The organism is Tsukamurella sp. PLM1 (assembly GCF_023168325.1).
In the GTDB taxonomy this organism is placed as follows: domain Bacteria; phylum Actinomycetota; class Actinomycetes; order Mycobacteriales; family Mycobacteriaceae; genus Tsukamurella.
On sequence record NZ_AP025688.1, the window covers coordinates 3,827,752 to 3,842,451 of the forward strand.

Sequence of the window (14,700 nt, forward strand, 5' to 3'; positions counted from 1 at the left end):
GGTCCTCACATGCGCTCGACGTGGGCGCCTCCACCCAGCCCTCCTCCGGTACGCCGGCCTCCCTACACGCCCGCGGGCCGGAAGGGCTCGCGGATGAGTCTCATGCCGGCCTCGGCGGGAGTGCGATCGGCCTTGCGGTGGTTGCACTCAGCACAGCACGCGACGAGGTTCGACCACGTGTTGCCGCCGCCCCTCGACCGCGGGAAGACGTGGTCGATCGTGGTCGCCCGCGCGCCACAGCCCGCGTACTGGCACACGTGAGCGTCGCGCCGCAGGATCTCGGAACGGCTCGCATGGTCGGCGACACGGCGGTACGGGACGGCCGCGTACCGCGCCAGCAGCATCGACTTCGGCAGCTCGATCTCGGCGCTCGGTGAGCGCAGCACCCGCGGCGGATCGTGCGGCTCCAGCGCGAACGCGACCTCGCGCAGCAGCATGCCCACGGCGTCCTGCCAGGTCACCGCGTCGAGCGGGCTGTAATCCGCGTTGAACACCCGCACCGGCGGCGCGGAGATGATCGTGTTCATGTCGAGGCGCCCCTTTCCGTCCGTCGTGCGCGTCGAGCACGACGACGATACGAGCGGCCCCTTGCGGCCGCAACGCATTTACCGGTGAGGCGTGGCCGGGACCGGCGGGCAGCCTCGATGTGGACCGATTCCCAGGAGTAGCCTCCAGGCCATGCAGCTGCTCCCTCCCCGCGAACGGCACGACCCCCGTCCGGGTCATGACGATCGCGGGATCGGACTCGGGCGGCGCGGCCGGACTGCAGTCGGACCTGCGCACCTTCGCGCTCGCCGGCGTGCACGGCACGAGTGCGGTCACCGCGGTCACGGTGCAGAACAGCCTGGGCGTCACGGGCTTCCACCCGATCCCGCCCGAGACCGTCGCGGGCCAGATCCGGGCGGTGGTGGAGGACATCGGGATCGCCGCCGTCAAGACGGGGATGCTCGCGACCGCCGGGATCATCGACGCGATCGCCGACACGGCGCTCGACCTGCGGATCGGCGGGCCCGACGGTACGCCGTTCCTCGTGGACCCCGTCTGCGCGTCGCAGCACGGCGACCCGCTGCTCACCCCGGACGCACTGGACACGTTGCTGCGCAGGCTGTTCCCGCTCGCCTGGGTGGTCACCCCGAACCTCGACGAGGTGCGGCTCATCACGGGGATCGAGGTGGTCGACGACGCGACCCAACGCGACGCCGCACGGGCGCTGCACGCCCTCGGCCCGCGTTGGGCCCTGGTCAAGGGCGGCCACCTCCGCACCGCCGTCACCAGCACCGACGTTCTCTACGACGGGACGGACTTCCTCGAGTTCGAGGCGAGGCGCATCGACACCCGGCACGATCACGGCGCGGGCGACACGCTCGGCGCCGCGACGGCCTGCGCCCTCGCCCACGGCCTGACGGTGCCCGACGCGATCGCGTTCGGCAAGGAATGGGTCACCCGGTCGCTGGCGGCGGCCTATCCGGTCGGCGCGGGCCACGGCCCGGTCAACGCGTCGTGGCGGCTGCGCGAGCGGCCCTGAGTAGCAGCGCGAACGATCCCCCGTTAGGGGCGTCGGCAAACCTTCTCGCGATGCTTGAACGAGGTGTGACCTGCGTCAATGTGCAACCCCACTGGGGTCACGCGTCACGTCGCGCGACCAGCGCGACCGCACCGGCCCACAGCAATCCGATCACCACGACGAGGTACAGCAGCGAGACCGGCGCGGCCCAGGGGAAGTCGCTCAGCAGCACGCCCATGAAGTTCTGCAGGTTCGACAGCGGGAGGTACGGCGCGGCGGCGCGGGTCTGCGGGATCGACGAGATCACGTTGTCGACCACGAAGAGATAGCCCAGCAGCAGCGTGATCGCGCCCGCACCGTTACGGATCGCGCACCCCACGGCGACGCCGAGGACCGCGGTGAGCGCAGTGGCGACGGGGAAGGTCACCAGGAAGGAGCCACCCGCGCGGAACACGAACAGCGGCGAGCCGTCCACGATCACACCGAACAGCACCACGCACACCACCATCGCGGCCGCGTACGCCACAGCGCACGCGACTGCGACCACGAACGTCTTCGCGGCCAGTGCGACCCACCGGTTGGAGATCGCCAGGAAGGTCGAACGCAGTGTGTTGTACCGGATCTCGGTGGTCACGGAGAGCACGCCGATGACGCCCGCGAAGGTGATGGCGATACCCGGCAGTCCGCCGAAACCGGTGAACGGCGCCAGCGCCACCACGCCCACCTCGTCGATCGTCTCGCCGATGTTGCGGATGACGAGGGCGACGATCACGGAGATCGCGAGCGCCCCCGCGATCGACCCGAGCAGCAGCCACTTGGTCGCGCGCACCGTCGCGATCTTGACCAGTTCCGCCTGTACCGCGCGCACGATCATGCGACGCCTCCCGTCCCGCGGTACTCGACCGTCGAGCCCGTCATCCGCATGAACACCTGCTCGAGCGAGCTGCTCTGCGGCGCCAGCTCCGCGAGCGGCAGCCCCTCCGCAGCCGCGATCTCGCCGACCGCGTCGCTGGTGGCCCCGCGCACCGTCAGGACCGTGCGGCCGCCGCCGCCCGGTGCGGCCTCCGTCCCCGGCGTCACCGCGAGGCCGCGCGAAGTGAGCGCCTTGTGGAGTTCCCCGTCGCGCGGGCTGCGCACCCGCACCGTGTGCTCGGAGTTCTGCGCGATGAAGTCCGCCATCGTGCCGTTCCACACCAGGTGGCCGCGGCCCACGATCACCACGTCGTCGGCCGTGAGCGCCATCTCCGCCAGCAGATGGCTGGACACGAGCACCGTCCGGCCCTGCGCGGCAAGGGACTTCATGAAGGTGCGCACCCAGACGATGCCCTCGGGGTCGAGCCCGTTCACCGGCTCGTCGAACAGCAGCACGCCCGGATCGCCCAGCAGCGCACCGGCGATCCCGAGCCGCTGGGCCATGCCGAGGGAGAAGCCGCCGGCCTTCTTGCGCGCCACGTCGGTGAGGCCGACGGCGGCGAGGCAATGGTCCGCGCGGTCCGCCGGCAGCCCGCTCGCGACGGCCAGCCACCGCAGGTGATCGCGCGCCGTGCGGTTGGGGTGCACCCACTTCGCGTCGAGCAGCGCGCCCACCTGGGTGAGCGGCCGGTCCAGCGTGCGGTATTCGCGCCCGCCGATCGTCGCGCGGCCGGCCGTGGGCCGGTCCAGTCCGAGGATGCACCGCATCGTCGTAGACTTGCCCGCGCCGTTCGGGCCCAGGAACCCCGTCACGCGGCCGGGCCGCACCGCGAACGACAGATCGCTCACGGCCCGGACGGGCCCGTAGGTCTTCGTCAACCCCGCCACTTCGATCATGGATTCACGCTAGCAATTCTCCGGCGACGCCGCCGTGTCGGTCGCGCCGCATAGACTTCTGCGCAATCGGACACGGAGGGGCGAGATGACTGGGGACGAGGCGGGGGCGCGCGCGGGCAGCGAGTTCGGTCCGTACCGGCTGGTGCGGCTGCTGGGGCGCGGCGGCATGGGCGAGGTGTACCTCGCGCACGACACGGTCAAGGATCGCGACGTGGCGCTGAAGCTGTTGCACGCGAGCGCGGCACAGGACCCTGGATTCCGGGACCGGTTCACGCACGAGTCACAGACCGCCGCGCGGCTCGCGGACCCGCACGTGATCCCCATCCACGACTACGGCGAGATCGACGGCACGCTGTACCTGGACATGCGTCTGGTGGACGGCAGCAACCTCGCTGAGATCGTCGCCGGCGGCGCCCTGCCCGCCGAGCGCGCCGTCGACCTCGTCGCGCAGGTGGCCTCGGCGCTCGATTCCGCGCACCTGCAGGGGCTGGTGCACCGCGACGTGAAGCCCGCGAACGTCCAGGTCACCCCGTCCGGCTTCGCGTACCTCCTCGACTTCGGCCTCGTCGTCGGGAACGACGGTGAGCGGCTCACCTCCGCCGGGCTGTTCGTCGGGTCGCAGGCGTATGCCGCACCCGAGCGATTCGAGGGCGGCGGCGCGACCGCGGCGGGCGACGTGTACTCGCTGGCCTGCGTGCTCTACGAGCTGCTCACCGGGCGGCCGCCGTTCGCGGCCCGGACCATCGCCGAGATGATGCGCCAGCACATGCTCACGCCGCCGCCACGCGCCTCGGCCGCAGCGCCCCACCCCGTGCCCGCCGCGCTGGACGCGGTGATCGCCAAGGGCATGGCGAAGCGGCCCGACGAGCGGTACGCCACGTGCGGCTCGCTCGCCCGGGCCGCGACCGCGGCGCTGCGCAGCGCACCGCAGAGCTGGGGCACCACCACGACGGTGCCGTCCGCGCACCGTCCGCCGTCGGCGCCGCTGCCCGCGCAGGCCCCGCCGGCGGCCGCGCCGACCCACCACTCGATCCCCACGCCGAGCGCCCCGCCCCGCTACGTGACGCCGAGCTATGCGCCGCCCGCCTCCTATCCGGGGGCGGCGCCCGCGCCGCGTCGCAACCGCGGGCTCATCGCCGCGCTCGCCCTCGGCGTCGTCGCCCTGGTCTCCGCGATCGTCGCCGCCGCGGTGCTGCTGTCCGGTTCGGGCGGCCCCTCCGCACCGGTCACCGTCACCTCCACCGCCGCGCCGAACACCACCGAGACCGTGGCGACCACGGCACCATCGACCAGCGCGACGGTGGCCAAGGCCGCCCAGCCGCCCAACACCGCGATCTGCACGCCGGGCACCGGCGACGCGTTCACCTCGGTCGCGGCCGACAAGGGCAGCGGCGTGGCCGGGGATCCGTACACCTCGTGCGAGTTCGCGGGCGTCGTCGCGGCCGCCTACCGTTCCCGGTTCACGCCGCCGGAGTCCGGTACCGTCTCCGAGACCAGCCCGAAGGCCCCCGACCTGGGGCCGATCACCATGTCCTGCACCGGCGCCGGCAATCTCGTGACCTGCCGGGGAGGGAACAATGCGGTCGTCTACATCTACTGAGCGCCTGGTGGTCCCGCTGCTGCTCGCCGCGCTGGTGGCGGGCTGCACGATCGGCGATGCGGGGAACGCGGCACCGTCGTCCTCCCCGGTACCGAGCGTCGCGGGCATCTCGCCCGCGGCGCCCGCCGCCGCTTCCCGTCCCGCGTCCGCGGGCCCGTCCGGCGGGGCGGTTGCGGCGAAGCCGGGGTCCTGGCAGGCGGCGTTCGCCCGCGCGCTCGCGGAGGTCGACGGTGCCGCCTCCGTCGCGGTCGCAGGCGACCGCACAGTGGTGATCGGCAGCGAACCCGTCGCCGCGTGGTCCACGTCGAAGGTGCCGCTCGCGATGGCGGTCCTCGGGCGCGCGCCCACGGTGACCGCGAACATCCGGGCCGCGATCGTCGAGTCGGACAACGCCGCGGCCGAGGCGATCTGGGCGTCGCTCGGCACGCCGCAGCAGGCGGGCGCCGCGGTGCAGCAGGTGCTGCGCGCCAACGGCGACGCGACCACCGTGGTGCAGACGACTCGGGTCCGCCCTCAGTACACGGCCTTCGGCCAGACGCTGTGGGCCAACGGCGACGCCGCGGCCTTCGCCGCCCGCGTGCCGTGCTCGCCGCAGGGCCGGGCGGTGCTCGACCTGATGCGCGGCGTCGCCGGCAACCAGCGGTGGGGCGTCCACGGGCTCGCCGGGGCGAAGTCCGTCGGCGTCAAGGGCGGCTGGGGGCCGGGCGCGGACGGCGGCTACCTGGTGCGCCAGCTCGCGGTGATCGAGACCGGGCGCGGGTACACCGGCGCGATGCTCACGGTGCGGCCGAACGACGGGTCCCTCGCGTCCGGCCGGGCCGCGCTCACGCGCCTGGCCTCGGTGTTCGCGCAGCATCTGGCAGCGCTGCCGGTGCGCCACTGCTGACGATTCGCCGCCCCGGGCGCGTCGGGCGTGCGATGATGAAGCACCCGATCACGCCCGGAGCCCCATGACCACCCACGCCGCGTTGGACGCCGACGCGACCCGGGCAGCGCTCCGAACCATTCGCACGCGCACCGAACTTCCCGTCTCCTTCGTCGGCCTCGTCGACGACGATCAGGTGGTACTGCGCGGCGGCGTCGGTCTGCGCACCCCTGCCCTGAACGGCCTGCCGGTCGCGCGGGGCGCGGGCCTCGGCGGCCACGTCCTGCGCACCGGCCGCCCCACCGCGGTCGCCGACTACAGCACCGCGGGCATCACGCAGCACTACCACGCGCAGGTCCAGGCGGAGGGCCTGCGATCGATGGTCGCCGTCCCGCTGGTGCTGCACGGCACCGTGCGCGCGGTGTTCTACGCCGCGGACCGCCGGGAATCGGCCTTCGGCGACGCGGTGCTCGGCGCCGTCGCGCGCACCGTCCGCGACCTCGCTTACGAGCTGCGCGTCCGCGACGAGGTGGAGCGACGCGTCCGGTTCGCCGAGGCGGCCGCCGCCGAACAGAGCGCGCTGGCCGGGTCCGACCGTGAGCTCCTGCGGGAGGTCTTCTCCGAGTTGCGGGCCCTCGCCGGGGAGATCGCCGACGGTGCCGTCCGGTCGCGTCTGGAGTCGGCGTGCGGAAGGATCAGCGGGCTCGGCCGGATGCCCGACGGTTCCGTGACCGAGTCCGCGACCGTCCCCGACCGCCCGCTCACCGCCCGCGAACTCGACGTGCTGGCCCAGGTGGCCCTGGGGTGCACGAACAACGAAGCCGCGCAACGCCTGTCAATCGGCGCGGAGACGGTGAAAGCGTACCTGCGCAGCGCGGCGCAGAAGCTCGGCACCCGCACCCGCTTCGAATCGGTCACCCGCGCCCGGAGCCTCGGCCTGCTGCCCTGAGCGCAGGCGCCACGGCGCACCCACCCCTTTCGGGGGTACCTCGACTGTGACTCCGGTCACTACCGTTGCGACGGTCCACAGACCTTGAGGAGCGCACGTGATCGCAGCCGAACTCCCCGCCGTCCCCGAGCCCGGCTTCGCCGGGTGGCGATGGCCAGCTCGATCGGAACCACGATCGAGTTCTACGACTTCTTCATCTACGGCACCGCCGCCGCGCTGGTGTTCCCCACCATCTTCTTCTCCGACATGTCGCCCGCTGTTGCGACGCTCGCCTCGTTCGCCACCTTCGCCGTCGCGTTCTTCGCGCGACCCGTCGGCGCGATCCTGTTCGGGCACTTCGGCGACCGCATCGGGCGCAAGCGCACACTGGTGTGGACGCTGCTGATCATGGGCGCCGCGACGGTCGCGATCGGCCTGCTCCCCGGCAGCGAGACCGGCGTCTTCGGCCTGTTCCCCAACGGGATCGGTACGCTCGCACCGGTCCTGCTGGTGGTGATGCGGTTCTTGCAGGGCTTCGCCGTGGGCGGCGAGTGGGCGGGCGCGACGCTCCTCACCGCCGAGTACGCACCGAAGGGCAAGCGCGGCATGTACGCGATGTACCCGCAGCTGGGCCCAGCTTTCGCGTTCTTCCTCTCCAGCGGCACCTTCCTGCTGTTCACGCTGGTCGCAGGCGACACCAAGGCCGCCGACAGCGCCTTCATGACCATCGGCTGGCGCATCCCGTTCCTGCTGTCCGCGCTGCTCGTCGCCGTCGGACTGTGGGTGCGGCTGTCGGTCGAGGAGACGCCGGTGTTCACCGAGGTCCGCAAGCGCGCACTGTCGGAGATCAACCGCACGCGGCTGCCCTTCCTCGACGCGATCCGCTTCCAGTGGAAGGAGATCCTGATCGCCGGCGGGGCCCTCGCCAGCCTGTTCTCGCTGTTCTACATGGGCACGGCGTTCCTCACGAACTACGCCACCAAGAACCTCGGCTTCCCGCGCACCACCGTGCTGGCGATGGGCATGGTCGCCGCGGTGTTCTTCGGTGTCTCCATCGCCGCGTCGGCCGTCTACTCGGACCGGATCGGGCGCCGCAAGGTGATCATGGCGTCGTGCGGGCTGGCGGTGGTGTGGGCGCTGGTGCTGTTCCCGATCCTCGACACCAAGAGCCTGCCGATGTACGCGATCGGCCTCATCGGCACGCTGATCATCTTCGGCATCGCCTACGGCCCGGCCGGTGCCGCGCTCCCCGAACTGTTCCACGAGCGCTACCGGTACACCGGGGCGGGTCTCGGGTACAACCTCGCCGGCATCTTCGGCGGCGCGATCCCGCCCCTGCTGGCCGCGCGGTTGGTGGCCGACGGCCAGGTGTTCTGGGTCGGCGTCATGCTCGCAGCCCTGTCCGCCGTGAGCGTGTTCTGCTGCTACCTCATGGTCGAGACGAAGGACCACGACATCGTACGGGATACCGAAACCGACAGGGAAGGTGCGGAACCCGGCGAGGACCTCGCCACGGTGTGACCCGCGGCGCCTCAGCCGCCCTGGCGCCGAGCCCCGCCGAGCAGCAGACTCGTGACCACATGAGCGCTCTCGGCGGGGCTCGTCACGTCCACCTCGTTGACCATCGCCGCGACCACGCCGAGCATGTAGCCGAGCCAGCCCTCCGCGATCGCCCCCGGAGCCAGGCGGGGATCGATCACCCCGGCCGCGACCGCCGGCGCGAGGATCGCGGCCATCCGGTCCTTCACCTCGGCGTACAGATCGAGGTACTCCGCGAACGCCTCGGCATCGACCCCGGGAACCTCCAACATGAGGAATCGGAACTCGTCCAAGCGCTCCGTGATGTATTGCAGCACAGACAGGTTCACGCCGAACACGGCGCCCCGCAGCACCGCCGGCGTCACCGGCCCGTCCAGCGCCCGCGCCGCGTCCTCGAGCACGCCGAGCACGGTGTTCCGGTTCCGGTCCACGAGGACGGCGAGCAGGTGACGCTTGCTGTCGAAGTAGTTGTAGAACGTGCCGTGGCTCACGCCCGCCCGCGCGGTGATCTCGCGGACCCCCACCTCGGCGTAGCCGTTGTCCACGAACTCCGTGACCGCCGCATCGAGCAGCTGCGCCGCACGGCTCGGTCCCGTCACCGCCGCCGGCCCGCGACGCAACGCCGCCGCGATGCCCGGATCCGCCGGGCCCGATTCCGCCCCCGGCGCGGACCGCGCACCGTCGGACAGGATGCCCCGCCCCGACATCCGCACGGCCCCCCGGACGTACGCCGCGCGCCGCTCGACGTCGTCGTCGCGGTTGAGGGCCATCACCAGCCCCGGGACACCGAGCGCCGGGAGCAGCCGCCCGAGGAGCACGGTCTCCCGCTCGGGATCACCGGTGCGCGTGACGATCCAGTCGCGCTCGCGGGCGTGCGCGAGCGCTCGGCCCATCATCGAGTCGAAGGTCTGGTACAGGCCCTGGATCCGGTAGCGCAGCTCCTCGTCGACGGTGCCCGACTGGACCATCAGCACCTTGAGGATGTCGGGCCGCTCGTCCGCCAGCGCGAACAGCCGCTCCCCGAGGTCGAACACCATCCGTTCCGACGCGGCGAGGTCGCCCGTCGCCGTCACCGCGACTATCTCGTCCGGCGAGATCGCCGCCAGCAATTGGTCGACGCACTCGTCGAAGACGAGGTCGAGGAGCTCACGCTTGCCCTCCACGTACCGGTACAGCGTGCCCTGGCCGATGCCCGCGCGATTCGCGATGTCGCTCACCGACGCCTGCTCGTACCCCTGTTCTGCGAACACCTCGAACGCCGCGCGGGTCAACTCCTGGCGGCGTCGCTCGGCGAGGCCCACGGACGGCGGGCGTCCGCGGCGAGGCCTCGCGTCGGCGAGCACCTCGGGGTGCGATTCCGGCATGGTCGCACAGTCTATCCGGGCCCGAGCACCCCGGGAAGCCCACTCGGCGATCTCAATCCCCATCGGGGTGGCGGGCGGAGCGAGCCCGAGCACCTCACACGCGACGGCCCGCCAGTCGGCCGTGGCGCGCAGCTCGCCGAGGAGCGCCACCGTCGAGATGTCGGTGCGCCGGCCGAGTGCATGCGTCTCCTGCAGCATCTGCCCCTCGAAATGGTCGTAGAACCCGCCCGCGGGCATGGTCGCGGTGATCACGGCGTTCCGCGCGGTGTCGGGCGTGATGGCGATCTCGCCGTGGTGCAAGTGCCACCCGACGACGCGGTCGATGTACTCCTCGAGATCCCCGGCGCTCATCAGGTCGGGTCGGCCGATGAAACCGGCCTGCACCGCCAGCGCGTGCACCCGGTCGTGCTCCCCGCGGAGCAACGCGGTGAACAGCTCGCGCTCGAAGGCGTGGTCGGCGGGCGCGAGCCGCACCGTCATCCCGAAGTCGACGAAGCCCGCACGCCCGTCCGGCAGGACGATCACGTTGCCGGGGTGCGGGTCTGCGCAGAATCTGCCGGTGCGGTACATCTCTCCGCAGTAGAAGCGGTAAATCGCCTCCCCCAGGCGATTCCGTGCCGCGGCGTCCTGGTGCAGCGCCGCCGCGAACGGCTCCCCCTCGAGGAACTCCGTCACCAGCACGCGGTCGGTGCACAGCTCGTCCACCGGCTCCGGCACGGCGATCGCGGGGTGGCCGGCGAAGAGGTCCGCGAAGTAGCGGTGATGGTCGAGCTCCGCGGCGAAGTCCAGCTCCGCCGTCACCTGCCGGGCGATCTCCGCCGACAGGGCCTCGGCGTTCGCCGCCGGTACGTACTTCCCCAGCGCCTTCATCAGCAGGCGCATGTTCTTCAGGTCGGCCCGCACCATCGTCTCGATCCGCGGGTACTGGACCTTCACCGCCACTGTCCGGCCGTCGTCGAGGACGCCTTTGTACACCTGCCCGATCGACGCCGCCGCGATCGGCCCTCCAGCGCGGTGATCCGCCCGCGCAACGCTCCCAGCTCCCGATCGAGCAGTGCCATCATCGCCGCGTCGGTCCATCGCGGCGCGGACTGGAACAGCGGCCGCAGCCTCGCCGTGAAGTGCTCCCGGGCATGGCGACTCGTGATCCCGATGTCGATCACCGCCAGCAGTTGCCCCAGCTTCATCGCGGCGCCGCGCATCCCGCCGAGCACCGTCGCCAGGTCGTCGGCGAGCGCGAGTATCGCCTTGTCCCGCGCCTCGCGGGTCGCCGCGTCGTCCCGGAACGGTGCGGCGGCCAGCGTGCCCGCCGACCGGGCCGCGTGCCGGACCGCCACGCCCCCGATCTGCGCGCCGCGGCGCACCCTGCCCGACGGTGCCGCGCTCGGCTCGGCGCGCGCGGGGCGACTAGCCACGGGCGGGCCGTAGCGCGGGGCGGCCCAGCCGGCCGTCGGTGGGCGACGACGCCGTCGCCCACCGGCGCCGCGGGATCCGGCCGGCGTCGCGGGCGAGCCGCCCGGCATCCACGGCGAGCCGCATGGCGGTGGCCATCGCCTCGGGGTCGGCGGCCCGGGTGACCGCGGACGCGAGCAGCACGGCGTCGCAGCCGAGTTCCATCGCCAGCGCGGCGTCGCTCGCGGTCCCGATCCCCGCATCCAGGATCACCGGCACCGGCGACTGCGCCACGATCATCTCGATGTTGTGCGGGTTGAGGATGCCGAGGCCGGTGCCGATGGGCGAGCCCGCAGGCATGACCGCGGCGCAGCCCACGTCCGCGAGTCGGCGCGCCAGGATCGGGTCGTCGTTGGTGTAGGGCAGCACGATGAACCCGTCGGCGACCAGTTCCTCCGCGGCCTCGACCAGCGCCACGCCGTCGGGCAGCAGCGTCTCGTCGTCGCCGATCACCTCGAGCTTGACCCAGTCCGTGTGCAGCGCCTCGCGGGCCAGTCGCGCCGTGAGCACCGCCTCCGCGGCGCCGAGGCAGCCCGCCGTGTTGGGCAGCGGCATGATGCCGAGCTCGCGGATGGTCTCGAGCACGCCGCCGCCCTCGGCGAGGCTGGTGCGGCGCAGCGAGACCGTCGTCAGCTCGGTGCCCGACGCGATCAGCGCCGCGCGCAAGTGCTCGAGATTGGCGCTCCCGCCCGTGCCGGTGATCAGGCGCGAGGAGAACTCCCGCCCCGCGATCACCAGCGGATCGGCGGCCCGCTCAGCCACCCTGCACCGCCGTGAGCACCTCGATGTCGGCGTACGCGGGCAGCGCCTCGTCCCAGCTCGATCGCGGGTGCACCGCACCGTTCACCGCGATCGCCACCCCCTTGTCGGGCAGGCCCAATTGTTCGAGCAGGCTCGTCGCGGACGTCCCGTCCAGCACCTGCCGGTCCTCACCGTTGATCGTCAGCTCCATGCGTGTACCTCCTCGTTCAGCACCATATCCGCCGCGCGCACGCCCGTGACCGGCGAGAGCAGGATCCCGTTGCGCCCGTGGCCCGTCGCGGCGAACCGCCGCTCGCCGAGCCGCGCGATCACCGGGACGTTGCCCGGCGTCGTCGGGCGGTGCCCGGCGTCGACCGAGACCAGGTCGTACTCCCGTAGGAACGGCAGCACCGTGAACGCGTCGTCGAGCAGGTCCACGACCGGCCCGATCCGCGGCGACAGGTCCCGGTCGTTCTCGTACTGCGTCGCGCCCACCACCACGCCGTCCGCGCGGGGCACCACGTACACCGAACGGCCGTGCACCCGGGCCCGGACGGTCACCGTCGGGGTGGCAGGCACGTGCCGCCGCGGCGCAACCGCACCACCTCCTTGACCGGCCGCACGCCCAGCTCCGGGGCGAGCGACGCGGAAGCGGCTCCGGCGCAGACGATCACGTCGCCGTCCAGTGCCCGCAGGTCCGACGGCGCGCCGACCGCCTCCGCCCGGAACGCCACTCCTGCGTCGGCGCACGCCGCGCGCAGCGCGCGGTGCACCAGACGGTTGTCGACGGCGATCTCCGCGGCGCCCGTGCCGCCGCCCGGATCCGCGGCGCCGCACCGGGAACCGCGCGCAGCGCCGCCGACGGGCGCAGTGCGCCGAACAGCTCGGGATCGCCCACCGCCGCGGCGATCGTCGCCAGGTCCTCCGCGTCACCGTCGTCCACCGCGAGCCAGACGGTGCCGCGCGCCGTGACGAGCGGGCCGTCGGCGTAGGGCTGTAGGTCCCGCGCGAAGGCCTCCCACAGGTCCAGTGATTCGACGCCGAGGCGGTACAGCGCCTCCTCGCCCGGCCAGGCCTCGGAGTACGGGGCGATCATGCCGCCCGCGACCCAGCTCGCGCCGGAGCCGGGCTCGGGATCGAGGACGGTGACCGCGGCCCCACGGCGCGCGAGCGTCCACGCGACGGTGAGCCCGACGGTTCCGCCGCCCACGACGGAAACAGACTGCTGCAACGGTCAATCCTTCCTTCGCCGGCATTACCCGGATCAGGTCTAACGGTCAGGGACGGCCCGTGCCCCACTCTCAGCCCCTCGTCACCGCGCTGCTTCCACGCGCGGTCCCGAGCTCCCGTGTGTACGACGCCCAGCCTACTCCCGACGCCTAGGCTGGGGGCATGATCTCCCCGCGCGACGCGCTCGCCTCCGCCTCTCTGTACCTGTGCACCGACGCGCGTCGCGAGCGCGGCGACCTCGCCGGGTTCGTTGCGGCGGCGCTGCGCGGCGGGGTCGACATCGTGCAGCTCCGTGACAAGGGCTCGGCGGGCGAGCGGGAGTTCGGGGCGCTGGAGGCTGCGCAGGAGATCGACATCGTCGCCGAACTGCGGGAGATCGCGCACGCGCACGGCGCGTTGGTCGCGGTGAACGACCGCGCGGACGTCGCGCTCGCCGCCGGCGCCGACGTGCTGCATCTCGGCCAGGACGACCTGCCCGTCGCCGTCGCGCGCCGGATCGTGGGTCCCGACGTGGTCATCGGCCGGTCCACGCACGACGGTGCCCAGGCCCGCGCAGCGACAGTCGAGGACGGCGTGGACTACTTCTGCACGGGTCCGTGCTGGCCCACGCCGACCAAGCCCGGTCGCCCTGCGCCGGGGCTGCCACTGGTCCGCGAGACCGCGGCCGCCGCACCGGACCGGAAGTGGTTCGCGATCGGCGGCGTCGACCTCGACCGCGTCCCCGAGGTGACGGCCGCGGGTGCCGACGCGATCGTCGTGGTCCGCGCCATCACCGCCGCCGACGACCCCGAGGCCGCCGCCCGCGCCCTCAAGGCCGCCCTGGCGTAACCGCTACCCCCGGCCCGGCCGGCGGCGTCCGGTGGGGGACTCGGCGCCGCGTGGGGGACGAACGACCCCACACCGCACGCACGGCTTCCGGTGAGGGAGCGAACCCTGGGACGCCTTTCGGCGCGGCGCGGGGGACGAACAACGGACCGTACCCGGACGGTGACGCCACGCCACGCGCGTCCCGACCACAGCAGCGGACTCTTTCGAGGCGTTCTGCGACCGCGCACTCGCAGAACGCCTCAAGAGTGGAGCTACGACTCGGGGAGCGCGCGGACGTGGAGCTGCAGATCCGGCCAGGCGGCGGCGAACGCCGGGTGCAACTTGCGGTCGGTGACGGCGCCGAGATGCACCCATTCCAGCGCGGTCGACTCCTCATTCGGCACGAGTTCGCGCGGCTCCACGAGACGGGCCAGCACCGTCGTATAGGTCCAGCCCGCCTGTGACCGGGCGGTGACGACCTCGGACAGCACTTCCAGCGACGTCGGCGGCAAGCCCGTCTCCTCGAACGCCTCGCGGAGCGCGGCCTCGGCGGCGGACTCGTGCGAATCCCGCGCGCCGCCGGGGAGCGCCCAGGTGCCGCCCTGGTGGCTCCACCACGCGCGGTGCTGCAGTAACACCTTCCCCTCGTCGGGCGACAGGGCCAGTAGACCCGCCGCGCCGAACCTGCCCCAGAACCGGGCCCCGTCCGGGTCGCGGACCCAGCCGTTCCCGTCACCCAACATGGCTCCCACCGTAGCCGACCGAACCGTACTCGGGGCGGTGGAAGTGCGAGTCATGCACCGCGATGCGGCGCCACCGCGCGATAGGCTCGGACGACACCGGTCAGCGCGGGATCAGCCG

15 protein-coding genes, 1 pseudogene and 1 riboswitch are annotated in these 14,700 nt (G+C 72.8%); of the genes and pseudogenes, 6 read left to right on the plus strand and 10 right to left on the minus strand.

The annotated features are described in order from the left end of the window. Positions 1 to 62 precede the first annotated feature (62 nt). The gene (locus MTP03_RS19710) at positions 63 to 527 is read right to left on the minus strand and encodes an HNH endonuclease (protein WP_248492308.1); all 465 of its coding nucleotides are present in this window, start codon (positions 525 to 527) and stop codon (positions 63 to 65) included. A gap of 197 nt (positions 528 to 724) precedes the next feature. Between MTP03_RS19710 and thiD the strand changes: the two genes are divergently transcribed. Next, a complete protein-coding gene (gene thiD / locus MTP03_RS19715) occupies positions 725 to 1,525 on the plus strand; it encodes a bifunctional hydroxymethylpyrimidine kinase/phosphomethylpyrimidine kinase (protein ID WP_248489638.1) in 801 nt (266 codons plus the stop codon). A gap of 97 nt (positions 1,526 to 1,622) precedes the next feature. On the opposite strand, the gene MTP03_RS19720 is transcribed toward thiD, so the two are convergent. Together MTP03_RS19720 and MTP03_RS19725 are read right to left on the minus strand one after the other, a co-directional pair. Then, a complete protein-coding gene (locus MTP03_RS19720) occupies positions 1,623 to 2,378 on the minus strand; it encodes a hypothetical protein (protein ID WP_248489639.1) in 756 nt (251 codons plus the stop codon). Beyond that, positions 2,375 to 3,313 (minus strand): ATP-binding cassette domain-containing protein, encoded by a 939-nt coding sequence (locus MTP03_RS19725; protein WP_248489640.1) that lies wholly within the window; start codon positions 3,311 to 3,313, stop codon positions 2,375 to 2,377. The genes MTP03_RS19720 and MTP03_RS19725 overlap by 4 nt, the downstream gene beginning before the upstream one ends. An 85-nt stretch (positions 3,314 to 3,398) precedes the next feature. Here MTP03_RS19725 and MTP03_RS19730 point away from each other — a divergent pair, with 85 nt between their 5' ends. The 4 genes from MTP03_RS19730 (at position 3,399) to MTP03_RS19745 (ending at position 8,227) form a co-directional block, all read left to right on the plus strand. After that, positions 3,399 to 4,913 carry a serine/threonine-protein kinase gene (locus MTP03_RS19730; protein WP_248489641.1) on the plus strand — a complete coding sequence of 505 codons (1,515 nt, stop codon included), beginning with the start codon at positions 3,399 to 3,401 and terminating at the stop codon, positions 4,911 to 4,913. A 7-nt stretch (positions 4,914 to 4,920) separates the two neighbouring features. Beyond that, entirely contained in the window at positions 4,921 to 5,799 is an 879-nt protein-coding gene (locus MTP03_RS19735) for a class A beta-lactamase-related serine hydrolase (RefSeq protein ID WP_248489642.1), read from the plus strand. A 64-nt stretch (positions 5,800 to 5,863) separates the two neighbouring features. Continuing rightward, positions 5,864 to 6,727, plus strand: coding sequence for a LuxR C-terminal-related transcriptional regulator (locus MTP03_RS19740; protein ID WP_248489643.1), 864 nt, complete (start codon positions 5,864 to 5,866; stop codon positions 6,725 to 6,727). A 150-nt stretch (positions 6,728 to 6,877) separates the two neighbouring features. Continuing rightward, the gene (locus tag MTP03_RS19745; protein ID WP_248489644.1) at positions 6,878 to 8,227 is read left to right on the plus strand and encodes an MFS transporter; all 1,350 of its coding nucleotides are present in this window, start codon (positions 6,878 to 6,880) and stop codon (positions 8,225 to 8,227) included. 11 nt (positions 8,228 to 8,238) lie between these two features. Here MTP03_RS19745 and MTP03_RS24030 read toward each other — a convergent pair whose 3' ends face one another. From MTP03_RS24030 to MTP03_RS24045, 6 genes and pseudogenes are all read right to left on the minus strand, one after another. Next, entirely contained in the window at positions 8,239 to 9,609 is a 1,371-nt protein-coding gene (locus MTP03_RS24030) for a TetR/AcrR family transcriptional regulator (protein WP_371820997.1), read from the minus strand. A gap of 30 nt (positions 9,610 to 9,639) precedes the next feature. Beyond that, positions 9,640 to 11,024 (minus strand): annotated as a pseudogene (locus MTP03_RS24035) (ABC1 kinase family protein); the annotation flags it as partial. Then, positions 11,017 to 11,823 carry a thiazole synthase gene (locus tag MTP03_RS19760; RefSeq protein WP_248489647.1) on the minus strand — a complete coding sequence of 269 codons (807 nt, stop codon included), beginning with the start codon at positions 11,821 to 11,823 and terminating at the stop codon, positions 11,017 to 11,019. The pseudogene MTP03_RS24035 and the gene MTP03_RS19760, both read right to left, overlap by 8 nt. Continuing rightward, positions 11,816 to 12,013 carry a sulfur carrier protein ThiS gene (gene thiS, locus MTP03_RS19765; protein ID WP_248489648.1) on the minus strand — a complete coding sequence of 66 codons (198 nt, stop codon included), beginning with the start codon at positions 12,011 to 12,013 and terminating at the stop codon, positions 11,816 to 11,818. Before thiS ends, MTP03_RS19760 begins: the two co-directional genes overlap by 8 nt. After that, positions 12,004 to 12,363: an FAD-dependent oxidoreductase gene (locus MTP03_RS24040; protein ID WP_371820813.1), complete on the minus strand. Its 360-nt coding sequence runs from the start codon at positions 12,361 to 12,363 to the stop codon at positions 12,004 to 12,006. Before MTP03_RS24040 ends, thiS begins: the two co-directional genes overlap by 10 nt. A gap of 109 nt (positions 12,364 to 12,472) precedes the next feature. After that, complete coding sequence (locus tag MTP03_RS24045) at positions 12,473 to 13,033, minus strand: FAD-dependent oxidoreductase (protein WP_371820814.1); 561 nt, start codon at positions 13,031 to 13,033, stop codon at positions 12,473 to 12,475. Further along, positions 13,027 to 13,162: riboswitch (TPP riboswitch) on the minus strand. It overlaps the preceding gene by 7 nt. Positions 13,163 to 13,194: 32 nt before the next feature. On the opposite strand from MTP03_RS24045, the gene thiE reads away from it, so the two are divergent. Further along, the gene (thiE, locus tag MTP03_RS19775; RefSeq protein WP_248489649.1) at positions 13,195 to 13,860 is read left to right on the plus strand and encodes a thiamine phosphate synthase; all 666 of its coding nucleotides are present in this window, start codon (positions 13,195 to 13,197) and stop codon (positions 13,858 to 13,860) included. A gap of 251 nt (positions 13,861 to 14,111) precedes the next feature. Here the strand turns inward: thiE and MTP03_RS19780 are convergent, their stop codons facing one another. Further along, a complete protein-coding gene (locus MTP03_RS19780) occupies positions 14,112 to 14,582 on the minus strand; it encodes an NUDIX domain-containing protein (protein ID WP_248489650.1) in 471 nt (156 codons plus the stop codon). Positions 14,583 to 14,700: the final 118 nt, after the last annotated feature.

What these genes read in the sequence shown, in the direction of transcription:
- MTP03_RS19730 (WP_248489641.1), top strand. Translation starts at nt 3,399, where the DNA reads ATGACTGGGGACGAGGCGGGGGCGCGCGCGGGCAGCGAGTTCGGTCCG.
- MTP03_RS19725 (WP_248489640.1), bottom strand. Translation starts at nt 3,313, where the DNA reads ATGATCGAAGTGGCGGGGTTGACGAAGACCTACGGGCCCGTCCGGGCC.
- thiS (WP_248489648.1), bottom strand. Translation starts at nt 12,013, where the DNA reads ATGGAGCTGACGATCAACGGTGAGGACCGGCAGGTGCTGGACGGGACG.
- MTP03_RS19745 (WP_248489644.1), top strand. Translation starts at nt 6,878, where the DNA reads ATGGCCAGCTCGATCGGAACCACGATCGAGTTCTACGACTTCTTCATC.
- MTP03_RS19720 (WP_248489639.1), bottom strand. Translation starts at nt 2,378, where the DNA reads ATGATCGTGCGCGCGGTACAGGCGGAACTGGTCAAGATCGCGACGGTG.
- MTP03_RS19710 (WP_248492308.1), bottom strand. Translation starts at nt 527, where the DNA reads ATGAACACGATCATCTCCGCGCCGCCGGTGCGGGTGTTCAACGCGGAT.
- MTP03_RS19780 (WP_248489650.1), bottom strand. Translation starts at nt 14,582, where the DNA reads ATGTTGGGTGACGGGAACGGCTGGGTCCGCGACCCGGACGGGGCCCGG.
- thiE (WP_248489649.1), top strand. Translation starts at nt 13,195, where the DNA reads ATGATCTCCCCGCGCGACGCGCTCGCCTCCGCCTCTCTGTACCTGTGC.
- MTP03_RS19740 (WP_248489643.1), top strand. Translation starts at nt 5,864, where the DNA reads ATGACCACCCACGCCGCGTTGGACGCCGACGCGACCCGGGCAGCGCTC.
- thiD (WP_248489638.1), top strand. Translation starts at nt 725, where the DNA reads ATGACGATCGCGGGATCGGACTCGGGCGGCGCGGCCGGACTGCAGTCG.
- MTP03_RS24030 (WP_371820997.1), bottom strand. Translation starts at nt 9,609, where the DNA reads ATGCCGGAATCGCACCCCGAGGTGCTCGCCGACGCGAGGCCTCGCCGC.